Genomic DNA, 19,205 nt, shown 5'->3' with positions numbered 1-19,205 from the left:
AAGCAACTTTCAGTCAAGCTACTTTCTTGCGGGTGACCCTCCGACTGCGGATACTCGGGACATGAGTGCACAGCGCAAGGACGCCGTCGACGCGATCATCGAGCAGTGGGCGGCCGTACGGCCGGACCTCGACACCCGGGCGATGGAGGTCTTCGGGCGGATCTACCGCCTCTCGCGCACGATGGGCGACCGCATGGAGAAGGCGTACGCGCCGCACGGCATCTCACGGGGCGAGTTCGACGTCCTCGCCACCCTGCGCCGGGCGGGCGAGCCGTACACCCTCTCTCCGCGGCAGCTGTCGGCCACCCTCATGCTCACCACCGGCGGCATGACCGGCCGCCTGGACAAACTCGAACGCGCGGGCCTGCTGCGCCGGTCCCCTGATCCGCACGACCGGCGCGGCCTCCAGGTCACCCTGACGGAGAAGGGGCTGGAGGTCATCGACCGGGCGGTCGGCGCGGGGCTGGCCGTCCAGACGGAGGCGCTGGCCGCGATGGACGACGAACAGGCCGGCCAACTGGCCGACCTGCTGCGGGAGTTGCTGGCGGGAGCACAGGGCTCGGGGCACTAACCCACGTACCGGGCCACCGCCTCCTCGATCCCCTTCGTGTCCGTGCCGTCCGCCGCCCACGCCACGTACCCGTCAGGGCGCACCAGCACCGTCGTACGGCGATCGCTCGCCCAACGCTCCACCGTCAGGCGGTCCTTGCGGGCGCCCTGCCCCTCGTACGCCTCGGGGGTGATCAGGACGAACCGGCCGCCGCGCAGGGCCTCGTACAGCCGGCCGCTCTCCAGGGCGGCGTCGGGGACGCGCGTGCCGGTGAGGCGGTGGGTGCCTCGGGGGGCGGGGTACCTGTAGCCGATGCCGGAGATCTGGCCCAGGGCCTTGCGCTGGGCGGGCCTGGCCAGGTTGACGAAGGCGGTCAGGAGGCCGCGGACGGCGCGCAGTGCCGGGCTCTGGGCCCGGGCCAGCCGGACCAGGCCGCCGCTGCTGCGGAGCACCGCCTTGCCGACCGGGTGGCGCTCGGCCTGGTAGCTGTCGAGGAGACCCTCGGCAGCGCGGCCCTCGACGGCCGCGACGAGCTTCCAGCTCAGGTTGGCCGCGTCCTGCAGGCCGGTGTTCATGCCCTGGCCGCCGGCCGGGGAGTGGACGTGGGCGGCGTCGCCGGCGAGGAAGACACGGCCGACCCGGTACCGCGGGGCCTGGCGTTCGTCGCTGTGGAAGCGGGAGAGCCAGCGGGCGTCGTGCATGCCGTAGTCGGTGCCCAGGGCCCGGCGGGTGACCTCCTTGATCTCGTCGAGGTCGATCGGGGCGCTGTCGGGGACCTCGTGGCGGCGGTTCCAGCCCATGACCCGGTACCAGCCGTCACCGAAGGAGGCGATCATCGCGAAGGAGTCGCCCGAGCCGTCGACGGTGAGCACACCCTCGGGCGGCTCGGCGAGCCGGACGTCCGCCAGGAACAGCGACTTGATGACCGCGACGCCCGGGAAGTCCACGCCGATCGCCCGGCGTACGGCGCTGCGGTGGCCGTCGGCGCCCACGACATAGGCGGCCCGGCGGGTGACGACCACGCCGTCCGCACCGCGCACGTCGAGATCCACGCCGTCCTCGTCCTGCCGCAGCCCCACGACCTCGCTCTCATGGGCGAACTCGACCCCGGCCTCCCGGGCCCGCCGCTCCAGCAGCCGCTCGACCTCGTACTGCGGGGTGATGAGCAGGAACGGGAAACGGGACTGCAGGGTGCCCAGATCGAGCGAGAGCCGGCGGAAGAGACGCAGGCCGGTGATGGTGTCGCCGGTGGCGAGCAGTTCGTCGGCGAGACCGCGGGCGTCGAGCTGCTCCAGGGTGCGGGCGTGCACCCCGAAGGCGCGGGAGAGGTTGCTGATCTCGTGGGGGCGCTTCTCGACGAGGGTGACGGGGATGCCGGCAATGGCCAGGTCTCCGGCGAGGAGGAGGCCGGTGGGGCCGGACCCGACGACGATCACGGTGCGGTTGGTGGTGGTACCGGTGCCGTTCATGGTGGCCTCCTGTTGCCAACAGCTGTTTGCCAACGATTGTTTGCCAACGCTCGTTGATGAGGTTAGCGGGGCCGTCGGACGGGAGTCAACACTTGTTGGCAAACAGCGGTTGGCCTACGCTCGTGGGCATGAACGGCAGCAGCGGCAGAAGCAACAGCAGCAGCGCGGAATCCGGCGGCGGCGTGCGGCGGCGCTCCGACGCCACCCGGGACGCCATCCTCTCCGCGGCGCGCGAACGCTTCGCGGCCGACGGCTACGAGCGGGCCACCATCCGCGCGATCGCCAGGGACGCGAAGATCGACCCCTCGATGGTGATGCGCTACTACGGCAACAAAGAGGGCCTGTTCGCGGCCGCCGTCGCCATCGATCTGCGGCTGCCGGACGTGAGCGCTCCGTCCCGGCGGCAGGACGTCGGGCGGACCCTGGTCACCCACTTCCTCGACACCTGGGAGGACAACGAGGTCCTCACCGCGCTGCTGCGGGTCGGCGCGACCAACCAGGGCGGGGCCGAGCGGATGCAGGGCATCTTCCGGGAGCAGCTGCTGCCGATCGCCCGCCAGGTGTGTCCGGACCCCGAGCAGGTCCCGGCCCGGGCCGCACTCGCCTCGTCCCAGCTGCTCGGGCTGGCGCTCACACGCTATGTGCTGCGGATCCCGCCGGTGGTGGCGCTGCCCCGCGAGGAGATCGTGGCGTGGCTGGCGCCGACCGTGCAGCGGTACCTGACCGCGCCGAACCCCTGAACGCCGGCGCCCGGAAACACGCCGAGGGCGCCGACCTCACCCGTGCGGTGGGGTCGGCGCCCTGGGAAAACGTATGCCGTCAGGCCATGACGCGGGTCCGCGACTCGGTCAGACGCCGGCCTTGGCCGGAGCCTCGCCCTTGGTCTTGCCCTTGACCTTGGTCTTGGCCTTCGGCTCACGGTCCGTGGAACGGTCCAGGACCATCACCAGCCCGGCGATGACCGCGAAGAGCACGGCCGGGGCCACGACGAACAGCCCCAGCGTCTCCATGACACTCAGGCCCGTGCCGGGGTCATCGCCGTCGTCGCGGGTGAGCGCGAGCGCGGGAGACGTCATGAGCAGCATCATCAGCGTCGTACCGGCAGCCAGAGCACCGGCGCGCAGGGCGTTCTTCTTGTCCACGATCCCAAAAGTATCGAACGCCCCCGGGCCCCGCGCGCCCGGGGTGCCATACGAGGCGCACCGCGCAGGGCGCCACCATGCCGAGCCCCTGCGCTCCAGCCGGCACCGTTACGGCAGCCGCGATCGACCTCCGGCTCCGCCGTGATCCGCCGGACAGGACCCAGCGGCAGCCGCTCCGGCCTTGAGCAGGACACGACCAGTTCTCACCACACTCGGCGGTGTACCGGCTTCCACCTGCGGGGACCGGCCTGTACCTACCTGAAGGGACTCGTATGAGACGCCGATCGCTCAGCATCCTGTTCGCAGCAGCTCTGGCAGCACTGTTCGTGACGAACACGTCGACGTCGGCCGAGGCGGCCTACCAGGACTGCTCGCCGTTCCCCGGGTTCTGCGTGTGGGAGAACCAGGACTTCACCGGGCGCATGGGAGTAGCGCAGCTCGGGTGCCACAACGCGTCGGAACTCGGACTCGCCGCCATCGGCTCGGCGCGCAGCGGTTATGGCTGGATGTCCGTCTACACGGGCGAGAACTGCACAGGCACGGAGATCTACGCCGCCTCGGAGGGCACCGTGTTCGACCCACCGGGGAAGAGCTTCAGGCTCTGGATGATGGCGTGAGCCGGACATGACCCGGGCGGCGGCGCCGAACGTCGGCAACCGACGGCAACGCCGCAGTTCGGCGTAGCAGGCCCCGCGACAGCGGCATGACCCGAAGGCCAACCCCAACGCCAACCCTTAGCCCCCTACCCCCCACCCCCACCCGACCGCCCTCCCCGCAGCACCTCCACCAACGCATGCAACCGCCCCGCCCCCACCAGCTCCTCCAACGCCACCGCCCGCCCCTCCGCGTCAGCGATCGGCAACCGCCAGTTCGGATACTGATCCCACGTCCCCGGCAGATTCTGCGGCCGCCGGTCCCCCACCGCGTCCGGCAGCCACACCCCCACCAACCGGGCCGGCGTCCGCAACAGGAACCGATGCACGGCCTGCACCTCGGCCTCCTCCGCGGACGCCCCGTGCCCACCTCCCGTACCGTGCAGCAGCCCGAGCCGCGCCAGCACCTCCAGCCACTCCCCGGTGTCCGCCGCGGCCTCCGCCCGTTCCTCCTCCAGTTCCCGGGTCAACAACCCCAGCCGGTACCGGAGTTCGACGTGGTCGCCGCTCAACCGAGCCGCGGTCGACGGGAGATCGTGGGTCGTGGCGGTGGCCAGACAGTCCGACCGCCACCGCTCAGGGGCCAACGGCCGCCCGTCCCCCTCCCAGTCCCGTTCGAACCACAGCACCGACGTCCCCAGCACCCCCCGCGAGCGCAGCGTCTCCCGCACCCCGGGCTCCACCGTCCCCAGATCCTCGCCGATCACCACGGCCCCGGCCCGCGAGGCCTCCAGCACCAGGATCGCGAGCATGGCCTCGGCGTCGTAACGGACGTACGCCCCCTCCGTCGGCGGATGTCCCTCCGGCACCCACCACAGCCGGAACAACCCCATGACATGGTCGATCCGCAGCGCACCGGCGTACCGGAACAGCGCCTTCAGCAGCCGCCGGTACGGCGCGTACCCCGACTCCGCGAGCCGGTCGGGGCGCCAGGGCGGCAGCCCCCAGTCCTGCCCGCGCGCATTGAAGGCGTCCGGCGGCGCGCCCACCGACATCCCCGCCGCGAAGTACTCCTGCTGGGCCCAGGCGTCGGCGCCCCCTGGATGCACCCCGACCGCCAGGTCGTGCACCACCCCCACCGGCATCCCGGCCTCCCGGGCCGCCCGCTGCGTCGCGGTGAGCTGGGCGTCGGTGAGCCAGGCGAGACGGCAGTGGAAGTCGACCCGGTCCATCAACTCGGCCCGCGCACGCGCCGTTTCGGCCGACCGCGGATCCCTCAGCCCCTCCGGCCACGCGCTCCACTCGGACCCGTGCACCTCCGCGAGCGCACTCCACGTCGCGTGGTCCTCCAGCGCCTGTCCCTCCTCGGCGAGGAAGTCGGCGTACGCCGCCTGCCGTCCGGGCCCGAGCGGCACCTCGCGCACCAGCTCCAGCGCCTCCCGCTTGAGCTCCCACACGGCGTCCCGGTCGATCAACGCGCCCTTCTCCAGCACCGATTCGCGCAGTCGCCCGGCCCGTTCCGCCAGCGACCTGACCGACTCGCGGTCGGTGACGTACGCGTACTCGGGCACGTCCTCGACCCGCAGATGCACGGGGTCGGGGAAGCGGCGCGAGGAGGGCCGGTACGGGGACGGGTCGGTGGGCGCGCCCGGCACCGCCGCGTGCAGCGGATTGACCTGGACGAATCCGGCGCCCAGCGCCCGTCCGGCCCACGCGGTCAGTTCACCGAGGTCGCCGAGGTCGCCCATGCCCCAGGAGCGGTGGGAGAGAAGGGAGTAGAGCTGGACGAGGAACCCGTACGAGCGTCCGGTGGGGGCGGGGAGCCGGGCGGGGGCGACGACCAAGTGGGCCTCGGCGGTACGGCCGTCGGGCGCCACGGCGGTCAACGTGTGCACACCGGCCGGGAGTTGATCGACCGATGACCGTGTCTCCCCTTGCTCGGTCGCGATCCGCAGCCGGGTGCCGTCGGGCAGCGAGGACAGCGCCGACGGGATGGGCGCACCGCTCCAGCACACCACGGTCGGCGGCAACAGCCGTGCACGCAGCTCGCGTTCACGGGCGGCCAGCGCGGCGGCGGGGCGGCTCGCGTCGACGCCGAGGGCGGACAGGGCGAGGGTGAGGGCGGTGGCGGAGGCCGAGACCGTACGGTCCGGGGACGGCTGGTACGAAGGGGCGACGCCGTGGAGCTCGGCGAGGCGGGCGAGGTCCTCGGACGGCTCGGTCATCTACAGCTCCGCACCGGCATCCGACTCGCTGGTCAGGTGGGCGGCGTCGGCGAGCGGCGGCTCGCTGGTGAGGGGCTCGGCGTCGGGCAGGGGCGGTTCGCTGGTGAGCGGGGTCTCGGCGCAGACGCCCTCCGCGCTGAAGACGCACAGATGTGCGTCGGCGGGTTTGGAGGGGGCGGGGAGCAGAAGCGGTGCCGATGCGGCCACGGGGGCCTCCTTGTCGGATACGACGTGCGGATACCGCAGCCCTACCCAGCGGGCGCCGCGGCAGACGCCCCGGAAGGAATAACGCGGCTCTCGTCACATTCTGTCCCGGCAGATGCGCCCCTGCGCTCGGTGCGGCCGCAGAATTTCCTCGCTGATCACTATTCACTCAGTACATGTAGCGAGTACATAATGATCGTCATGAGCACCCGCCACATCCTGCTGGGGCTGCTCGCCTCGGGGCCGAGCCATGGCTACGACCTGAAGCGACGCCACGACGAACGCTTCCCGCAGGCCCGTCCACTGGCGTACGGGCAGGTCTACACGACCCTGCAACGTCTGGTCCGCGACGGCCTCGCCGAGGTCGAGGGCACCGACTCGGACGGCGGCCCGGAGCGGACCATGTACCGCTCGACCGCCGACGGCGCGCGCGAACTGGCCGTGTGGGCCGGGGAGATCACCCCGCCCGCGCCCTTCGTGACCAACGAGATCTTCGCCAAGGTCGTCGTCGCGATCCTCTCCGGCGGCGACCCGGCGGCCTATCTGAGCGCCCAGCGCACCGCCCACATGGCCCGGATGCGGGAGCTCACGCAGGTGAAGACGGCCAAGGACGCGGACCTCGCGACCGTGCTCTCGGCGGACTACGCCCTCAACCACCTCGACGCCGACCTCCGCTGGATGACCACCACGGCGGGCCGGCTGACCACACTGACCGCGGAGGTCGACACAGCATGAGCAACCCAGTGCCGCTCCTGGCGGCCCGCGACCTCGTCAAGAGGCACGGCAGGACCGAGGCCCTGCGCGGCGCCTCGGTCGAGCTCGACGCCGGCGAGATCCTCGCCGTGACCGGCGCGAGCGGCAGCGGGAAGTCGACCCTGCTGCACTGCCTGGCGGGCATCGTCCGCCCGGACGCGGGCTCGGTGAGCTATGCCGGGGAACGTCTCGACAGTCTCCCCGAGCGGCGGCTGAGCGAACTGCGCCGCACCGAGTTCGGCGTGGTCTTCCAGTTCGGCCAGCTCATCCCCGAGCTGACCGCCCTCGACAACGTCGCCCTCCCGCTGATGCTGTCCGGCGCCACCCGCAAGGACGCCCATGTCCGGGCCGGTGAGTGGCTGGAGCGCTTCGGCGTGCGCGGCCAGGAGGACCTCCGCCCCGGCGAGATGAGCGGCGGCCAGGCCCAGCGCACCTCCCTGGCCCGCGCCCTGGTGACCGACCCGAAGGTCGTCTTCGCCGACGAACCGACGGGCGCCCTGGACTCCCTGGCCGGCGAACAGGTCATGACAGCCCTGATCCACACGGCCCGCGACCAGGGCACGGCGGTCCTGCTGATCACCCACGACGCCCAGGTGGCGGCCTACGCGGACCGCGAGGTCCGCCTCACCGACGGCCTCGTGGCACAGACGGGGGTGGCGGCATGAGCACGGAACACGACCCGGGCCACGAGGACACGACGACCGGGCGCGACGACACGACCCACCGGAACGGCACCGCCCCGGACATCCGCCGCCACGGCAACTCTGCCGCCGACGACGCCCCCCACTCCACCGGCCCCACCGACCCCGCTGTCCCGCACCCCGTCCCGGACTCCGAGGACACCGGCCCGGACGCCGCGCCCGGCAGCGCGGGCCTCCGCAGCACCCCGCACGACGACCCCGTCGCCGGGCAGCACGGCACGAGCCCCCGGCCCGCCGGGCCGGACGCCGACCCGGCCGTCGCCCCCGGCACCCGCACCCGCACCCGCACCCGCACCCGCACCAAAGGCACCGTCCGCGCCGATCTCCGTCTCGCCTGGCTCCTCACCCGCGGTTCCGACCGCCGGGAGTGGTGGCGGGTCGGGCTGACCGCGGCGGGCGCGGCGCTGGCGACCGGGTTCGCGCTGACCGCCGTGAGCCTCGCCGCCCTCCAGGGCCGGTACCAGGTGTCGGTGGGCGCCGGTCTGCTCAACGAGCCCGGCGAGCGCTCCGGGGTGATCGTCACCCTGCTGCTCCTGCTGATCGCCGTGTTCGGCTTCCTCGGCCAGTGCGCCCGTATCGGCGCGGTGCACCGCGACCGGCGCCTCGCCGGGCTGCGGCTGGCCGGCGCCTCGGCCCGGCAGGTGCGGCGGATCGCCGCCCTGGAGACCGGGCTGGCCTGTCTGCTCGGCTCGCTGCTCGCCACCGCCGTCTCGGTCGTGGTCCTGCTGAGCCTGTGGCGGGAGCCGACCGCGCTCGCCTGGACGGGGACGGCCCTGGTCGGCCTCGGTGTGCCGGTGCTCGGCGCGGCCGCGGGCGCGCTGGCGCTGCGCCGGGTGGTGGCCTCGCCGCTGGGCTGGGTACGCCGGGTGCGGCCGCGGTCGGGCCCGGGCTACTGGCTGCTGCTCGCCGGCGGGGTGCTGCTGGTGGCACTGGTGGCGCTGGCCGCGGTGGCCAGCACCTCCACCGGGGTGCCGGACGGCGGCGGTCTGCGGTACGCGGAGGGCCCGCTGACGGTGGCCGGTCTGCTGCTCCTGGTCGGGGTCGGCGCGGTCGGCCTGGTCGGGGTGACGGCCCGGCTGACCGGGCGGCTGCTCGCCCGCAAGGCGCGGACGGCGGCGACCCTGATCGCGGCGGAACGGCTCGACGACGACCCCTGGGCCGCGGCCCGCACCCACGCCGCGGTGCTCCTCATCACGGTCGCCGGGACCGGCTACCTGGGCATCCGCCAGGTCATGCTCACCGAGCTGACCTGGCGCAACGAGCGCAGCGGCGGCTACGACATGGGCTTCTACACCGCCGGTCTGAACCTCACCGCCGTCGCGCTCGTCATCGCGCTCCTGCTCACCCTGGCCGGTCTCGCCGTCGGCACCGCGGAGTCGCTCGCCACTCGCCGCCGGGGCCTGGCCGCGCAGACGGCCGCCGGGGTGCCGCACCAGGTACTCGGCCGGGCGCTGCTCCTGGAGACCGCGCTCCCCCTCGCGCCCGCGCTGCTGCTGGGCGGCACCGGGGGCATGGCGATCGGCGTCGCCTACGCCCGGATCCTCGGCGACGGCCCTGCCGTCACACCGTACGCCGCGCTGCTGGTGCCGCTCGTCGTCCACGCGGCCTGTCTGCTGGCCGCCGCCACCTCGCTCCCGCTGCTGCGCCGCACGCTGAACCCGGCGGAGCTGCGCTACGCGTGAGCGCACAGCGCACCGGCCCCGGAGACACGGGGGTGCCCCGGGGCCGGTGCGCGAACGTGCACGGATGCACAAAGGCCCGGATCGTCGTCAGGCAGAGATGCCGTCGATCCGGGCCATCGCGTCCTCCGCGCCGTACGGCTGCAGGTACGGCAGCCAGCGCGGGTCCCTGTGTCCGGTCCCGATGATGCGCCAGGCCAGACCGGTGGGTGGTGCGGGTTTGTGGCGCAGCCGCCAGCCGATTTCGAACAGGTGTCGGTCGGCCTTCACGTGGTTGCAGCGGCGGCACGAGGCCACCACGTTGTCCCAGACGTGCTTGCCCCCGCGGCTGCGCGGGATGACGTGGTCGACGCTGGTTGCGACGCCACCGCAGTACATGCACCGGCCCCCGTCGCGGGCGAAGAGCGCGCGGCGGGTAAGAGGAACGGGCCCCCGATAGGGAACCCGGACGAATCGCTTGAGCCGGACCACGCTTGGTGCGGGGACTGTGACGGTTGCGCTGTGCATGAAGGCGCCGGATTCCTCGAGGGAGACGGCCTTGTTCTCCAGGACGAGGACGAGCGCGCGGCGGAGCGGTACGACGCCCAGTGGCTCGTACGACGCGTTGAGTACCAGGACATGCGGCACGGATGCCTCCTTGGGCGTCGGCGGCGCGTGGCTCGCGCCGGGACGATCTGTAGTCAGTCTCCCCTCATGCCTGGTGGAAACGCCACCATCTCCCGGTAACGGGCTGAGAGTGTTTTCGACCACACCTTTCTTCATCCCCAGGTGAGCACGGTCTCTCCCTCGAACATTGCAACGATCCCCACACGATGCACCGATAGTGTGGTGGGTCTGCCGCCCGGTGACCTTTCCGTGACCTTGACCATCCGCCGGGCCGCGGACGCTGCACCTGGAGGTTCCCGCCGTGTCCTTGCCCGCTGTCCTGCTCGCCGCCTCGGCGTCGCCGTCGCCGACCCCCTCGGAGTCGCAGACGCCCACCGTGCCCTCGCTCCAGGACGCCCAGGAGAGCGCGACCAACGCCGCCAGCTGGGTCGAGCAGAACTGGTCGACCTGGCTGGCGATCGGTCTGCGTGTGCTGCTGATCCTGGTGATCGCGGCGGTGCTGAGAGTGGCGGTCCGGCGGGCGATCACCAAGCTGATAGACCGCATGAACCGCACGGTCCAGGCGGTCGACGGCACGGCTCTGGGCGGCCTTCTGGTGAACGTGGAGCGCCGCCGCCAGCGCTCCCAGGCGATCGGCTCGGTCCTGCGCTCGGTCGCGAGCTTCCTGATCATGGGCACGGCCGCCCTGATGATCCTCGCCACCTTCGAGATCAACCTCGCCCCGCTCCTCGCCTCCGCGGGTGTGGCGGGCGTCGCGATCGGCTTCGGCGCCCGCAACCTCGTCACCGACTTCCTCTCCGGAGTCTTCATGATCCTCGAGGACCAGTACGGCGTCGGCGACACCGTCGACGCGGGCGTCGCCTCGGGCGAGGTCATCGAGGTGGGCCTGCGGGTCACCAAGCTCCGCGGCGACAACGGCGAGATCTGGTACGTCCGCAACGGCGAGGTCAAGCGCATCGGCAACCTCTCCCAGGGCTGGGCGACGGCCGGCGTCGACGTCACGGTCCGCGCGGACGAGGACCTGGACAAGGTGAAGGAGACCCTCGACCAGGTCGCCGAGCGGATGAGCAAGGAAGAGCCCTGGAACGAACTCCTCTGGGGCCCGATCGAGGTCCTGGGCCTGGACAATGTCCTGCTGGAGTCCATGGTCGTCCGTGTCTCGGCGAAGACGATGCCGGGCAAGGCCCTGACGGTGGAGCGCGAGCTGCGCTGGCGCATCAAGCGAGCCTTCGACGCCGCCGAGATCCCGATCGTCGGCGGCCCGGCCACCGCCGCCGACCCCACCCCGAACGCCGACCCCACGGAGGCCGTGGCGGCCCCGTCGGTGTACTCCAACACGTCCTCTCCGCGGGCGGAGGCGGCCACACCGCTCACTCCGCCCGGCGCTCCCAAGTGACGCAAAATAATCTTGCTCACAGCTTCTTCGCATTCCCAACACACTCCTTCCCCACGTAGGTTTCAAGCCATCAGCGGGTCCTTGTTCTGGAGCGCAACGCCCAGGGCCCGCCATGAAGTGGGGAAACACATGAGAAAGATCGCCATTGGCGCCGCGATGGCCGGTGCCCTGGCAATGTCCGCGCTGGCCGTGCCCGCCGCCCAGGCCGCCACGCCGGACCTCGTCTTCGCCGATGTGACCGTGAACAACGGCAAGACGATCGTCGCCGGTACCACCAGCAAGGTGACGGTCCCGGTGACGTACACCCTGACCCGCCCGTCCGACCTGACGATCGACTACAAGAACAACGCGGCGGGCATCCTGCTCTACCGCGGCCCGCTCGCGAACTTCGACAACGAGATCGAGAGCGACGCCACACCGGCCTGCACCACGACGGCGACGACGGACACCACGATCACGGAGTCCTGCTCCGACACCCTCACCCTCGAGCCGGGGAACGACCTGTTCGAGGCCGCGGACGCCACCACCTGGAAGGTGGGCGGCTTCTACGGTCACACCGCGGCCGACATGGACGACTCGGACGACGAGGTCAGCTTCGAGCACGGCATGGCGGCCTGGGGCAACAAGGGCGCCGCCAAGATCCAGCGAGCCGCCAAGCTCACCGTCAACGCCTCCCCGGAGCCGGTGAAGAAGGGCAGGACCATCACGGTCAGCGGCAAGCTGACCCGCGCCAACTGGGAGACCGGCAACTACACCGGCTATGTCTCGCAGAAGGCCACCCTGCAGTTCCGCGCCAAGGGCTCGGACAGCTACACCACCGTCAAGACGGTGACCTCCTCGACGGGAGGCGCCCTCAAGACGACGGTGACGGCGTCGAAGGACGGTTACTACCGCTACGTCTTCGCGGGCACCACCACGACCGCCGCCGCGAAGGCCGGCGGCGACTACATCGACGTGCAGTAGCCGCACCGCAACACCCCTGAGCCGCCCCGGCAGGTAACGACTCCGTTTCCTGCCGGGGCGGTTCGCCGTTCCCCCCTTGACTCCCCCACGGTGCAGACCTATGTTCCCTGCATCCGATAGGAAACCTTCCTAACAGTCACTGTCCGTAGAGTCTGCAGAATCTGCAGAGCTGCTGCGGAACCGTCCCGGGAGAGGGGTACACATGGCCGGCACGCCGAGCACGCTGCGCGCCATGAACGACCGCGCCGCCCTGGACCTCCTGCTGGAGCACGGCCCGCTCTCCCGCACCCGGATCGGCAAGCTCACCGGCCTCTCCAAGCCGACCGCCTCCCAGCTCCTGGCCCGACTGGAAGCCGCGGGACTGGTCCTCGCCACCGGCACCACCGAGGGCCGCCCCGGCCCCAACGCCCAGCTGTACGAGGTCAATCCGGCCGCCGGACACGCGGCCGGCCTCGACGTCACCCCCGAACGCATCCTCGCCGCCGTCGCCGACATCACCGGCCGCACGGTGGGTTCGTACGAACTGCCCACCCCCGGCAGAAGAACCGCCACCCCCGTCGTCCAACAGGTCACCGACGCCCTCGACGGCGCCGTGAAGGCGGCCGGCCTCGCCCGCGCCGACCTCCACCGCCTCGTCATCGGCACCCCGGGCGCCTTCGACCCGGGCACCGGCCGCCTCCGCTACGCCTCCCATCTCCCCGGCTGGCACACCCCGACCCTCCTCGACGAACTCGCCGCCGCGCTGCCGATGCCGGTGGAGTACGAGAACGACGTCAACCTCGTCGCGGTCGCCGAACAGCGGCTCGGCGCGGCCCGTGGGCACGAGGACTTCGTGCTGCTGTGGAACGAGGGCGGCCTCGGCGCGGCCCTGGTCCTCGGCGGCCGGCTGCACCGCGGCTGGACCGGCGGCGCCGGCGAGGTCGGCTTCCTGCCCGTACCCGGCACCCCTCTGGTCCGGCAGGTCACCAAGGCCAACAGCGGCGGCTACCAGGAACTCGCCGGCTCCCAGGCCATCCCGGAACTCGCCCGCGAACTCGGCATCGAGGACATCCCCGAGGGCCCGTACGCCGAGGTGGCGGCAGCCCTCGTCGGACAGGCCGCGCAGTCCCAGGAGGGCCCGCACCAGCGCCTGTTGGAGACCTACGCGACCCGCCTCGCCACCGGTCTCGCCTCCCTCGTCTCCGTCCTCGACCCCGAACTCGTCGTCCTGAGCGGCGCCTCGCTCACCTCCGGCGGTGAGGTCCTGCGCGCCCTCGTCCAGTCCGAGCTGGAGGAACTGGCCGCGGCCAGGCCCAAGCTCGTCGTCGGGGCGGTACCCGAACACCCCGTGCTGCGCGGCGCGTTGGAGAGCGCGCTGGCGGCCACCCGTGACGAGGTCTTCGACACCTCGCGCTGATCCCGCTTCTCCGCGACCCCCTTCGCCCTCACCCTCACCCTCACCGCAAGCCCTCCACCCTCGCCCCAGGGAGACCTCGCCATGCCCAAGCGCGCCCGAATAACGGCCTTTGCCCTGATCGCCTCCGCGACCCTCCTCACCACCGCCGCCTGTACCGGCCAGTCGGAGTCCGGCGCGAACGACGACGCGTCCGCCGAGACCACCCTCAACTTCTGGCACGCCTGGAGCGCGCCGAGCGAGGTGAAGGCGGTCAAGTCCCTGATCGCCGGGTTCGAGAAGGCGCACCCCAACATCCACGTCAACGTCGTCGGCAACATGACGGACGACAAGATCAACCAGGCGCTGCGCGCCGGCGGTTCGAAGGCTCCCGACGTGATCTCGTCCTTCACCACCAACGCCGTCGGCAAGTTCTGCTCCTCCGGCGCCCTGGTCGACCTCAACCCCTTCTTCGAGAAGTCGGACATCGACCCGGACAAGACCTTCCCGACCGCGATGAGTGAGTACACGCAGTTCGAGGGGAACCGCTGCACGGCCCCGCTGCTCGGTGACGCGTACGGCCTCTACTACAACAAGACGGCCTTCGAGAAGGCAGGCATCAGCAGCCCGCCCAGGACCTGGTCCGAATTCGAGGCCGACGCCAAGAAGTTGACGATCACTCAGGGCGACAGCTACAAGCAGCTCGGCTTCATGCCGAACTACCACGGCTGGGAGACCACGACCGAGCACTACATGGGCCAGTTCTCCCCCACGTACTTCGACAAGAGCGGCAAGTCGACGGTCGCGACGGACCCGGCGGTCGCCGCCGCCTTCACCACACAGAAGAAGCTGGTCGACGAACTCGGCGGCTACGCCAAGCTGGAGAAGTACCGCGCCAAGCTCGGCGACGAGTGGGGTCCCAAGCACCCCTTCCACACCGGCCAGGTGGCCATGCAGCTCGACGGTGAGTGGCGGCTCGGCATGGCCCTCGACGCCAAGCCCGACTTCGAGATCGGGGTGGCCCCGCTGCCCGTCCCCGACGACCAGGCCGACCAGTACGGCAAGGGCTACATCACCGGCACGATCACCGGTATCGCCGCCACCAGCAAGAAGCAGAACGCGGCCTGGGAGCTGGTCAAGTACATCACCACGGACACCGACGCGGTGGTGGGCTTCTCCAACGCCATCCACAACGTGCCCTCGACGCTTCAGGCCCTGAAGTCCCCGAAGCTGAAGTACGACCCGCGCTTCAAGACGTTCCTGGACATCGCCGCCGACCCGAACTCGACCACGTCTCCCGCTTCCCTCAACGGCGGCGTGTACCTCACGACGATCCAGAACTTCGGCTACGAGTACGAGAGCGGCAAGGCCACCGACCTGACGGCGGGCCTGAAGAAGACGGCCGCGCAGATCGACACGGACATCGCGCAGGCGAAGTAGCGATGAGCACCGTCACGTTGAGGTCGAAGCGCCGGAGGTCGGCGCTCCGCACCCTGGCCTTCATGTCGCCCTGGCTGATCGGCTTCGCGGTCTTCTTCGCGTACCCGATGGTCTCGACGCTCTACTTCTCCTTCATGCACTACGACGGCTTCAAACCGCCGACGTGGAGCGGCACGAAGAACTGGACCTACGTCTTCGAGCACTACCCCTACTTCTGGCCCGCCCTGCGCAACACCCTGTGGCTGGTCCTGGTGATGGTGACCCTGCGCGTCCTCTTCGGACTCGGCATCGGCCTGCTCATCACCCGGATCAGGACCGGCGCCGGGGTCTTCCGCACCCTCTTCTACCTCCCCTACCTGGCCCCGCCGGTGGCGGCCACCATGGCCTTCGCCTTCCTCCTCAACCCCGGCACGGGCCCGGTCAACTCGATCCTCGAAAAGGTCGGCATCCCGGCCCCCGGCTGGTTCAACGACCCCACCTGGTCCAAGCCCGCCCTCACCCTGCTCGCCCTCTGGGGCATCGGCGACCTCATGGTCATCTTCATGGCGTCCCTGCTCGACGTACCGAAGGAGCAGTACGAGGCGGCCGAGCTGGACGGCGCCTCCGCGTGGCAGCGCTTCCGCTATGTCACGCTCCCGAACATCTCCCCGATCATCATGTTCGCGGTCGTGACCGGGGTGATCCAGACGATGCAGTACTACACACAGCCCCTGGTCGCCGGAAAGGTCGCCTCGGGCGTGATCCAGGGCGCGGGCACCCTGTTCGAGCCCGGCTACCCGGAGAAGTCGACGCTCACCCTCCCCCAGCTCGTCTACAACCTGGGCTTCCAGCGCTTCGACTACGGCTCGGCCTGTGTGGTGGCCCTCGTCCTCTTCGCCCTCTCCATGGCCTTCACCGCGCTCCTGATGCGGCGCCGAGGCGGCCTGATCCAGGCAGGTGACTGACCGATGACCCAAGTACTGGACAGGCCGACGCAGTTGACGACACCGACCTCCCCGGCCGAACGCACCGCCCGCCGCAAGGCGTTCCTGGAATGGATCGCGGTCCACTCCCTGGGGGTGGCGGCGGCCCTCTTCTTCACCCTCCCCTTCGTCTTCGTCTTCCTGACCTCGCTCATGAGCGACGACCAGGCCCTGAGCCGCGACCTGATCCCGAACACCTGGGAATGGGCCAACTACCAGAAGGTCTTCGACACCCCGGGCTTTCTGACCTGGTGGAAGAACACCCTGATCTACGCCGGACTGGGCACCGTCCTCGTGGTGGTCTCCTCGGTCCCGGTGGCCTACGCGCTCGCCAAGTTCCGCTTCAGGGGCCGCAATCTCTCCCTGATGCTGGTGATCTCGATGATGATGCTGCCGCCCCAGGTCGTGGTCATCCCGATGTATCTGTTCTGGGCGAAGCAACTGGACCTCTCGGGCACCCTGTGGCCGATGATCATCCCCCTCGCCTTCGGGGACGCGTTCTCGATCTTCCTCCTCCGCCAGTTCCTGATGACGATCCCGAACGAGTACCTGGACGCGGCGAAGGTGGACGGCTGCGGCGAACTGCGCACCCTGCTGAAGGTCGTCCTCCCGATGGCGAAGCCCGGCATCGCCGCGGTGGCCCTCTTCCAGTTCTTCAACGCCTGGAACGACTACTTCGGCCCGCAGATCTACGCCTCGGAGAACCCGGGCGCCTGGACGCTGAGTTACGGCCTGGAGTCCTTCAAGGGCGCCCACCACACCGACTGGAACCTGACCATGGCCGCGACCGTACTGGTCATGGCCCCCGTGATCCTCGTGTTCTTCTTCGCGCAGAAGGCGTTCGTCGAGGGTGTCACGCTCACCGGAGTAAAGGGCTGAACGCTTGTGAAACTCACCGTGGTCGGCGGAGGTTCGACCTACACCCCCGAACTCATCGACGGCTTCGCGCGGTTGCGGGACACCCTCCCCATAGAGGAACTCGTGCTGGTGGACCCTGCGCTCGAACGCCTCGACCTGGTGGGCGGGTTGGCCCGCCGGATCTTCGCCAGGCAGGGGCACCCGGGCCGGATCACCGTCACCGACGACCTCGACGCGGGCGTGGCCGACGCCGACGCCGTGCTGCTGCAACTCCGCGTGGGCGGACAGGCGGCGCGCGAGCAGGACGAGACGTGGCCGCTCGAGTGCGGCTGCGTGGGCCAGGAGACGACCGGTGCGGGCGGGCTCGCCAAGGCGCTGCGGACGGTCCCGGTGGTCCTGGACATCGCGGAACGGGTCCGCCGTACGAACCCGAACGCGTGGATCATCGACTTCACCAACCCCGTCGGCATCGTCACCCGCGCCCTCCTCCAGGCCGGCCACAAAGCGGTCGGCCTGTGCAATGTGGCGATCGGCTTCCAGCGGAAGTTCGCGGCCCTGCTCGACGTCCCCGCCACCGACATCCACCTCGACCACGTCGGCCTCAACCACCTCACCTGGGAGACGGGCGTCCGCCTGGGCGGCCCCGAGGGCAAGGACGTCCTGCCCGAGCTGCTGGCGCACCACGGCGAGGCGATCGCGGCGGATCTCCGTCTCCCGCCCGCCCTCCTCGACCGGCTCGGCGTGGTCCCGTCGTACTACCTGCGGTACTTCTACGCGCACGACGAGGTCGTACGAGAACTGGCGACCAAGCCCTCCCGGGCCGCCGAAGTGGCGGAGATGGAACGGGAGTTGCTGAAGATGTACGGCGACCCCGAGCTGGACGAGAAGCCGGAGCTGCTCGCGAAGCGGGGCGGTGCCTACTACTCGGAGGCGGCGGTGGACCTGGCCGCGGCGCTCCTGACCGGTACGGGCAGCCCGTACCAGGTGGTGAACACGTACAACCACGGCACGCTGCCCTTCCTCCCCGACGACGCCGTGATCGAGGTGCAGGCGGCGGTGGGGCACAGCGGGCCGACGCCGTTGCCGGTGGCGCCGGTCGATCCGCTGTACGCGGGGCTGACGGCGGCCGTGACGACGTACGAGGACCTGGCTCTGGAGGCGGCCCTGCGGGGCGGCCGGGACCGGGTGTTCCGCGCGCTCCTCTCCCACCCCCTGATCGGCCAGTACGAGTACGCCGACGCCCTCACCGACCGACTGATCGCACACAACCGGGAGCATCTCGCGTGGGCATGACCGCAGGTGTCCTGGCCGTGGACGCGGGCAACAGCAAGACCGACGTGGCGGTCGTGGCGGCCGACGGAACCGTTCTCTCCACCGCCCGCGGCGGCGGCTTCAGACCGCCCGCGGTGGGCGTGGAGGCAGCGGTGGACGCGCTCGCCGAGGCGGTGGCCGAGGCCTTCGCGGCGGCCGGGGCGACCTCGGTGGAGCATGTGTCGGCATGCCTGGCCAACGCCGACTTCCCCGTCGAGGAGGAGCAGTTGGCGGCGGCGCTGCACGCACGCGGGTGGGGCGCGACGGTCGAGGTCCGCAACGACACCTTCGCCATCCTCCGCGCCGGCGTCACCGAACCCCGGGGCGTGGCCGTGGTCTGCGGCGCCGGCATCAACTGCGTGGGCATGCGTCCCGACGGCCGCACCGCCCGCTTCCCGGCGCTGGGCCGTATCTCCGGCGACTGGGGAGGGGGCTGGGGCCTGGCCGAGGAGGCTCTGTGGCACGCGGCGCGGGCGGAGGACGGCCGAGGAGAGCCGACGGCCCTCGCCCGGACCCTCCCGGCCCACTTCGGCCACGCCACCATGCTCGCCCTCATAGAGGCCCTCCATCTGAACCGCATACCTCCCGTCCGCCGCCACGAACTGACGCCGGTCCTCTTCGCCACGTCGGCGGACGGCGACCTCGTGGCCCGTTCCCTGGTGGACCGGCTGGCGGACGAGGTGGTGACCATGGCCGCGGTGGCGCTGACACGGCTGGACCTGCTGGCGGAGGAGACGCCGGTCCTCCTGGGCGGAGGTGTCCTAGCCGCCCGCCACCCCCAACTGGACGACGGCATACGGGGCCTGCTGGCGGCCCGCGCCCCCAAGGCCGTACCACAGGTGGTCACGGCGAGCCCGGTCCTGGGGGCGGCGCTGCTCGGCCTGGACCACCTGGGCGCCACGGCGGAGGCACAGGCGACGGCGCGGGCGCACTACGAACCCTGAGACGACCGAGGACATCGACCGAGGACATCGACAGAGG

At 71.1% G+C, this 19,205-nt stretch carries 19 protein-coding genes; 14 read left to right on the top strand and 5 right to left on the bottom strand.

Annotated features, from left to right (window positions below):
• Positions 1 to 61 precede the first annotated feature (61 nt).
• Positions 62 to 571: a MarR family transcriptional regulator gene (locus PH203_RS13275; protein WP_289920090.1), complete on the top strand. Its 510-nt coding sequence runs from the start codon at positions 62 to 64 to the stop codon at positions 569 to 571.
• On the opposite strand, the gene PH203_RS13270 is transcribed toward PH203_RS13275, so the two are convergent.
• Positions 568 to 2,019, bottom strand: coding sequence for an FAD-dependent monooxygenase (locus tag PH203_RS13270; RefSeq protein ID WP_289920089.1), 1,452 nt, complete (start codon positions 2,017 to 2,019; stop codon positions 568 to 570). The genes PH203_RS13275 and PH203_RS13270 overlap by 4 nt on opposite strands.
• A gap of 128 nt (positions 2,020 to 2,147) precedes the next feature.
• Here PH203_RS13270 and PH203_RS13265 point away from each other — a divergent pair, with 128 nt between their 5' ends.
• Positions 2,148 to 2,759 (top strand): TetR family transcriptional regulator, encoded by a 612-nt coding sequence (locus tag PH203_RS13265; RefSeq protein ID WP_289920088.1) that lies wholly within the window; start codon positions 2,148 to 2,150, stop codon positions 2,757 to 2,759.
• Positions 2,760 to 2,867: 108 nt separating this feature from the next.
• On the opposite strand, the gene PH203_RS13260 is transcribed toward PH203_RS13265, so the two are convergent.
• Positions 2,868 to 3,161 carry a hypothetical protein gene (locus tag PH203_RS13260; RefSeq protein WP_289920087.1) on the bottom strand — a complete coding sequence of 98 codons (294 nt, stop codon included), beginning with the start codon at positions 3,159 to 3,161 and terminating at the stop codon, positions 2,868 to 2,870.
• 272 nt (positions 3,162 to 3,433) lie between these two features.
• Here PH203_RS13260 and PH203_RS13255 point away from each other — a divergent pair, with 272 nt between their 5' ends.
• On the top strand, positions 3,434 to 3,778 hold the full coding sequence (locus tag PH203_RS13255) for a peptidase inhibitor family I36 protein (protein ID WP_289920086.1): 345 nt from the start codon (positions 3,434 to 3,436) through the stop codon (positions 3,776 to 3,778).
• A gap of 125 nt (positions 3,779 to 3,903) precedes the next feature.
• On the opposite strand, the gene malQ is transcribed toward PH203_RS13255, so the two are convergent.
• A complete protein-coding gene (gene malQ, locus PH203_RS13250; protein WP_289920085.1) occupies positions 3,904 to 5,979 on the bottom strand; it encodes a 4-alpha-glucanotransferase in 2,076 nt (691 codons plus the stop codon).
• On the bottom strand, positions 5,980 to 6,186 hold the full coding sequence (locus PH203_RS13245; protein ID WP_289920084.1) for a hypothetical protein: 207 nt from the start codon (positions 6,184 to 6,186) through the stop codon (positions 5,980 to 5,982). It abuts the gene before it with no gap.
• 198 nt (positions 6,187 to 6,384) lie between these two features.
• Between PH203_RS13245 and PH203_RS13240 the strand changes: the two genes are divergently transcribed.
• The 3 genes from PH203_RS13240 to PH203_RS13230 are packed head-to-tail and all read left to right on the top strand — an operon-like array spanning position 6,385 to position 9,319.
• Entirely contained in the window at positions 6,385 to 6,918 is a 534-nt protein-coding gene (locus PH203_RS13240) for a PadR family transcriptional regulator (RefSeq protein WP_289920083.1), read from the top strand.
• Positions 6,915 to 7,601 (top strand): ABC transporter ATP-binding protein, encoded by a 687-nt coding sequence (locus tag PH203_RS13235; RefSeq protein ID WP_289920082.1) that lies wholly within the window; start codon positions 6,915 to 6,917, stop codon positions 7,599 to 7,601. The genes PH203_RS13240 and PH203_RS13235 overlap by 4 nt, the downstream gene beginning before the upstream one ends.
• Positions 7,598 to 9,319 (top strand): FtsX-like permease family protein, encoded by a 1,722-nt coding sequence (locus tag PH203_RS13230; protein ID WP_289920081.1) that lies wholly within the window; start codon positions 7,598 to 7,600, stop codon positions 9,317 to 9,319. Before PH203_RS13235 ends, PH203_RS13230 begins: the two co-directional genes overlap by 4 nt.
• Positions 9,320 to 9,406: 87 nt before the next feature.
• On the opposite strand, the gene PH203_RS13225 is transcribed toward PH203_RS13230, so the two are convergent.
• Entirely contained in the window at positions 9,407 to 9,943 is a 537-nt protein-coding gene (locus PH203_RS13225) for an HNH endonuclease (protein ID WP_020116449.1), read from the bottom strand.
• A 280-nt stretch (positions 9,944 to 10,223) separates the two neighbouring features.
• Here PH203_RS13225 and PH203_RS13220 point away from each other — a divergent pair, with 280 nt between their 5' ends.
• The 8 genes from PH203_RS13220 (at position 10,224) to PH203_RS13185 (ending at position 19,168) form a co-directional block, all read left to right on the top strand.
• Positions 10,224 to 11,318, top strand: coding sequence for a mechanosensitive ion channel family protein (locus tag PH203_RS13220; protein ID WP_289920079.1), 1,095 nt, complete (start codon positions 10,224 to 10,226; stop codon positions 11,316 to 11,318).
• A 129-nt stretch (positions 11,319 to 11,447) separates the two neighbouring features.
• Entirely contained in the window at positions 11,448 to 12,281 is an 834-nt protein-coding gene (locus PH203_RS13215; RefSeq protein ID WP_289920078.1) for a hypothetical protein, read from the top strand.
• A 202-nt stretch (positions 12,282 to 12,483) separates the two neighbouring features.
• Positions 12,484 to 13,677, top strand: a complete 1,194-nt coding sequence (locus PH203_RS13210; protein WP_289920077.1) for an ROK family transcriptional regulator — start codon at positions 12,484 to 12,486, stop codon at positions 13,675 to 13,677.
• Positions 13,678 to 13,758: 81 nt separating this feature from the next.
• Positions 13,759 to 15,093 carry an ABC transporter substrate-binding protein gene (locus tag PH203_RS13205; RefSeq protein ID WP_289920076.1) on the top strand — a complete coding sequence of 445 codons (1,335 nt, stop codon included), beginning with the start codon at positions 13,759 to 13,761 and terminating at the stop codon, positions 15,091 to 15,093.
• 2 nt (positions 15,094 to 15,095) lie between these two features.
• Entirely contained in the window at positions 15,096 to 16,037 is a 942-nt protein-coding gene (locus tag PH203_RS13200) for a sugar ABC transporter permease (RefSeq protein WP_289920075.1), read from the top strand.
• A gap of 3 nt (positions 16,038 to 16,040) precedes the next feature.
• A complete protein-coding gene (locus PH203_RS13195; protein ID WP_289920074.1) occupies positions 16,041 to 16,934 on the top strand; it encodes a carbohydrate ABC transporter permease in 894 nt (297 codons plus the stop codon).
• 6 nt (positions 16,935 to 16,940) lie between these two features.
• Entirely contained in the window at positions 16,941 to 18,206 is a 1,266-nt protein-coding gene (locus PH203_RS13190; protein WP_289920073.1) for a 6-phospho-beta-glucosidase, read from the top strand.
• Positions 18,197 to 19,168, top strand: coding sequence for a BadF/BadG/BcrA/BcrD ATPase family protein (locus PH203_RS13185; RefSeq protein ID WP_289920072.1), 972 nt, complete (start codon positions 18,197 to 18,199; stop codon positions 19,166 to 19,168). Before PH203_RS13190 ends, PH203_RS13185 begins: the two co-directional genes overlap by 10 nt.
• Positions 19,169 to 19,205 lie beyond the last annotated feature (37 nt).

Source organism: Streptomyces sp. S.PB5, assembly GCF_030403745.1.
Taxonomy (GTDB): Bacteria; Actinomycetota; Actinomycetes; order Streptomycetales; family Streptomycetaceae; genus Streptomyces.
This window is presented reverse-complemented; position numbering and strand designations above follow the sequence as displayed.

Excerpts from the sequence above, each read along its gene's own strand:
- PH203_RS13195 (WP_289920074.1), top strand. The coding sequence starts at position 16,041 with ATGACCCAAGTACTGGACAGGCCGACGCAGTTGACGACACCGACCTCC.
- PH203_RS13270 (WP_289920089.1), bottom strand. The coding sequence starts at position 2,019 with ATGAACGGCACCGGTACCACCACCAACCGCACCGTGATCGTCGTCGGG.
- PH203_RS13215 (WP_289920078.1), top strand. The coding sequence starts at position 11,448 with ATGAGAAAGATCGCCATTGGCGCCGCGATGGCCGGTGCCCTGGCAATG.
- malQ (WP_289920085.1), bottom strand. The coding sequence starts at position 5,979 with ATGACCGAGCCGTCCGAGGACCTCGCCCGCCTCGCCGAGCTCCACGGC.
- PH203_RS13210 (WP_289920077.1), top strand. The coding sequence starts at position 12,484 with ATGGCCGGCACGCCGAGCACGCTGCGCGCCATGAACGACCGCGCCGCC.
- PH203_RS13205 (WP_289920076.1), top strand. The coding sequence starts at position 13,759 with ATGCCCAAGCGCGCCCGAATAACGGCCTTTGCCCTGATCGCCTCCGCG.
- PH203_RS13200 (WP_289920075.1), top strand. The coding sequence starts at position 15,096 with ATGAGCACCGTCACGTTGAGGTCGAAGCGCCGGAGGTCGGCGCTCCGC.
- PH203_RS13255 (WP_289920086.1), top strand. The coding sequence starts at position 3,434 with ATGAGACGCCGATCGCTCAGCATCCTGTTCGCAGCAGCTCTGGCAGCA.
- PH203_RS13240 (WP_289920083.1), top strand. The coding sequence starts at position 6,385 with ATGAGCACCCGCCACATCCTGCTGGGGCTGCTCGCCTCGGGGCCGAGC.
- PH203_RS13265 (WP_289920088.1), top strand. The coding sequence starts at position 2,148 with ATGAACGGCAGCAGCGGCAGAAGCAACAGCAGCAGCGCGGAATCCGGC.
- PH203_RS13230 (WP_289920081.1), top strand. The coding sequence starts at position 7,598 with ATGAGCACGGAACACGACCCGGGCCACGAGGACACGACGACCGGGCGC.
- PH203_RS13235 (WP_289920082.1), top strand. The coding sequence starts at position 6,915 with ATGAGCAACCCAGTGCCGCTCCTGGCGGCCCGCGACCTCGTCAAGAGG.
- PH203_RS13275 (WP_289920090.1), top strand. The coding sequence starts at position 62 with ATGAGTGCACAGCGCAAGGACGCCGTCGACGCGATCATCGAGCAGTGG.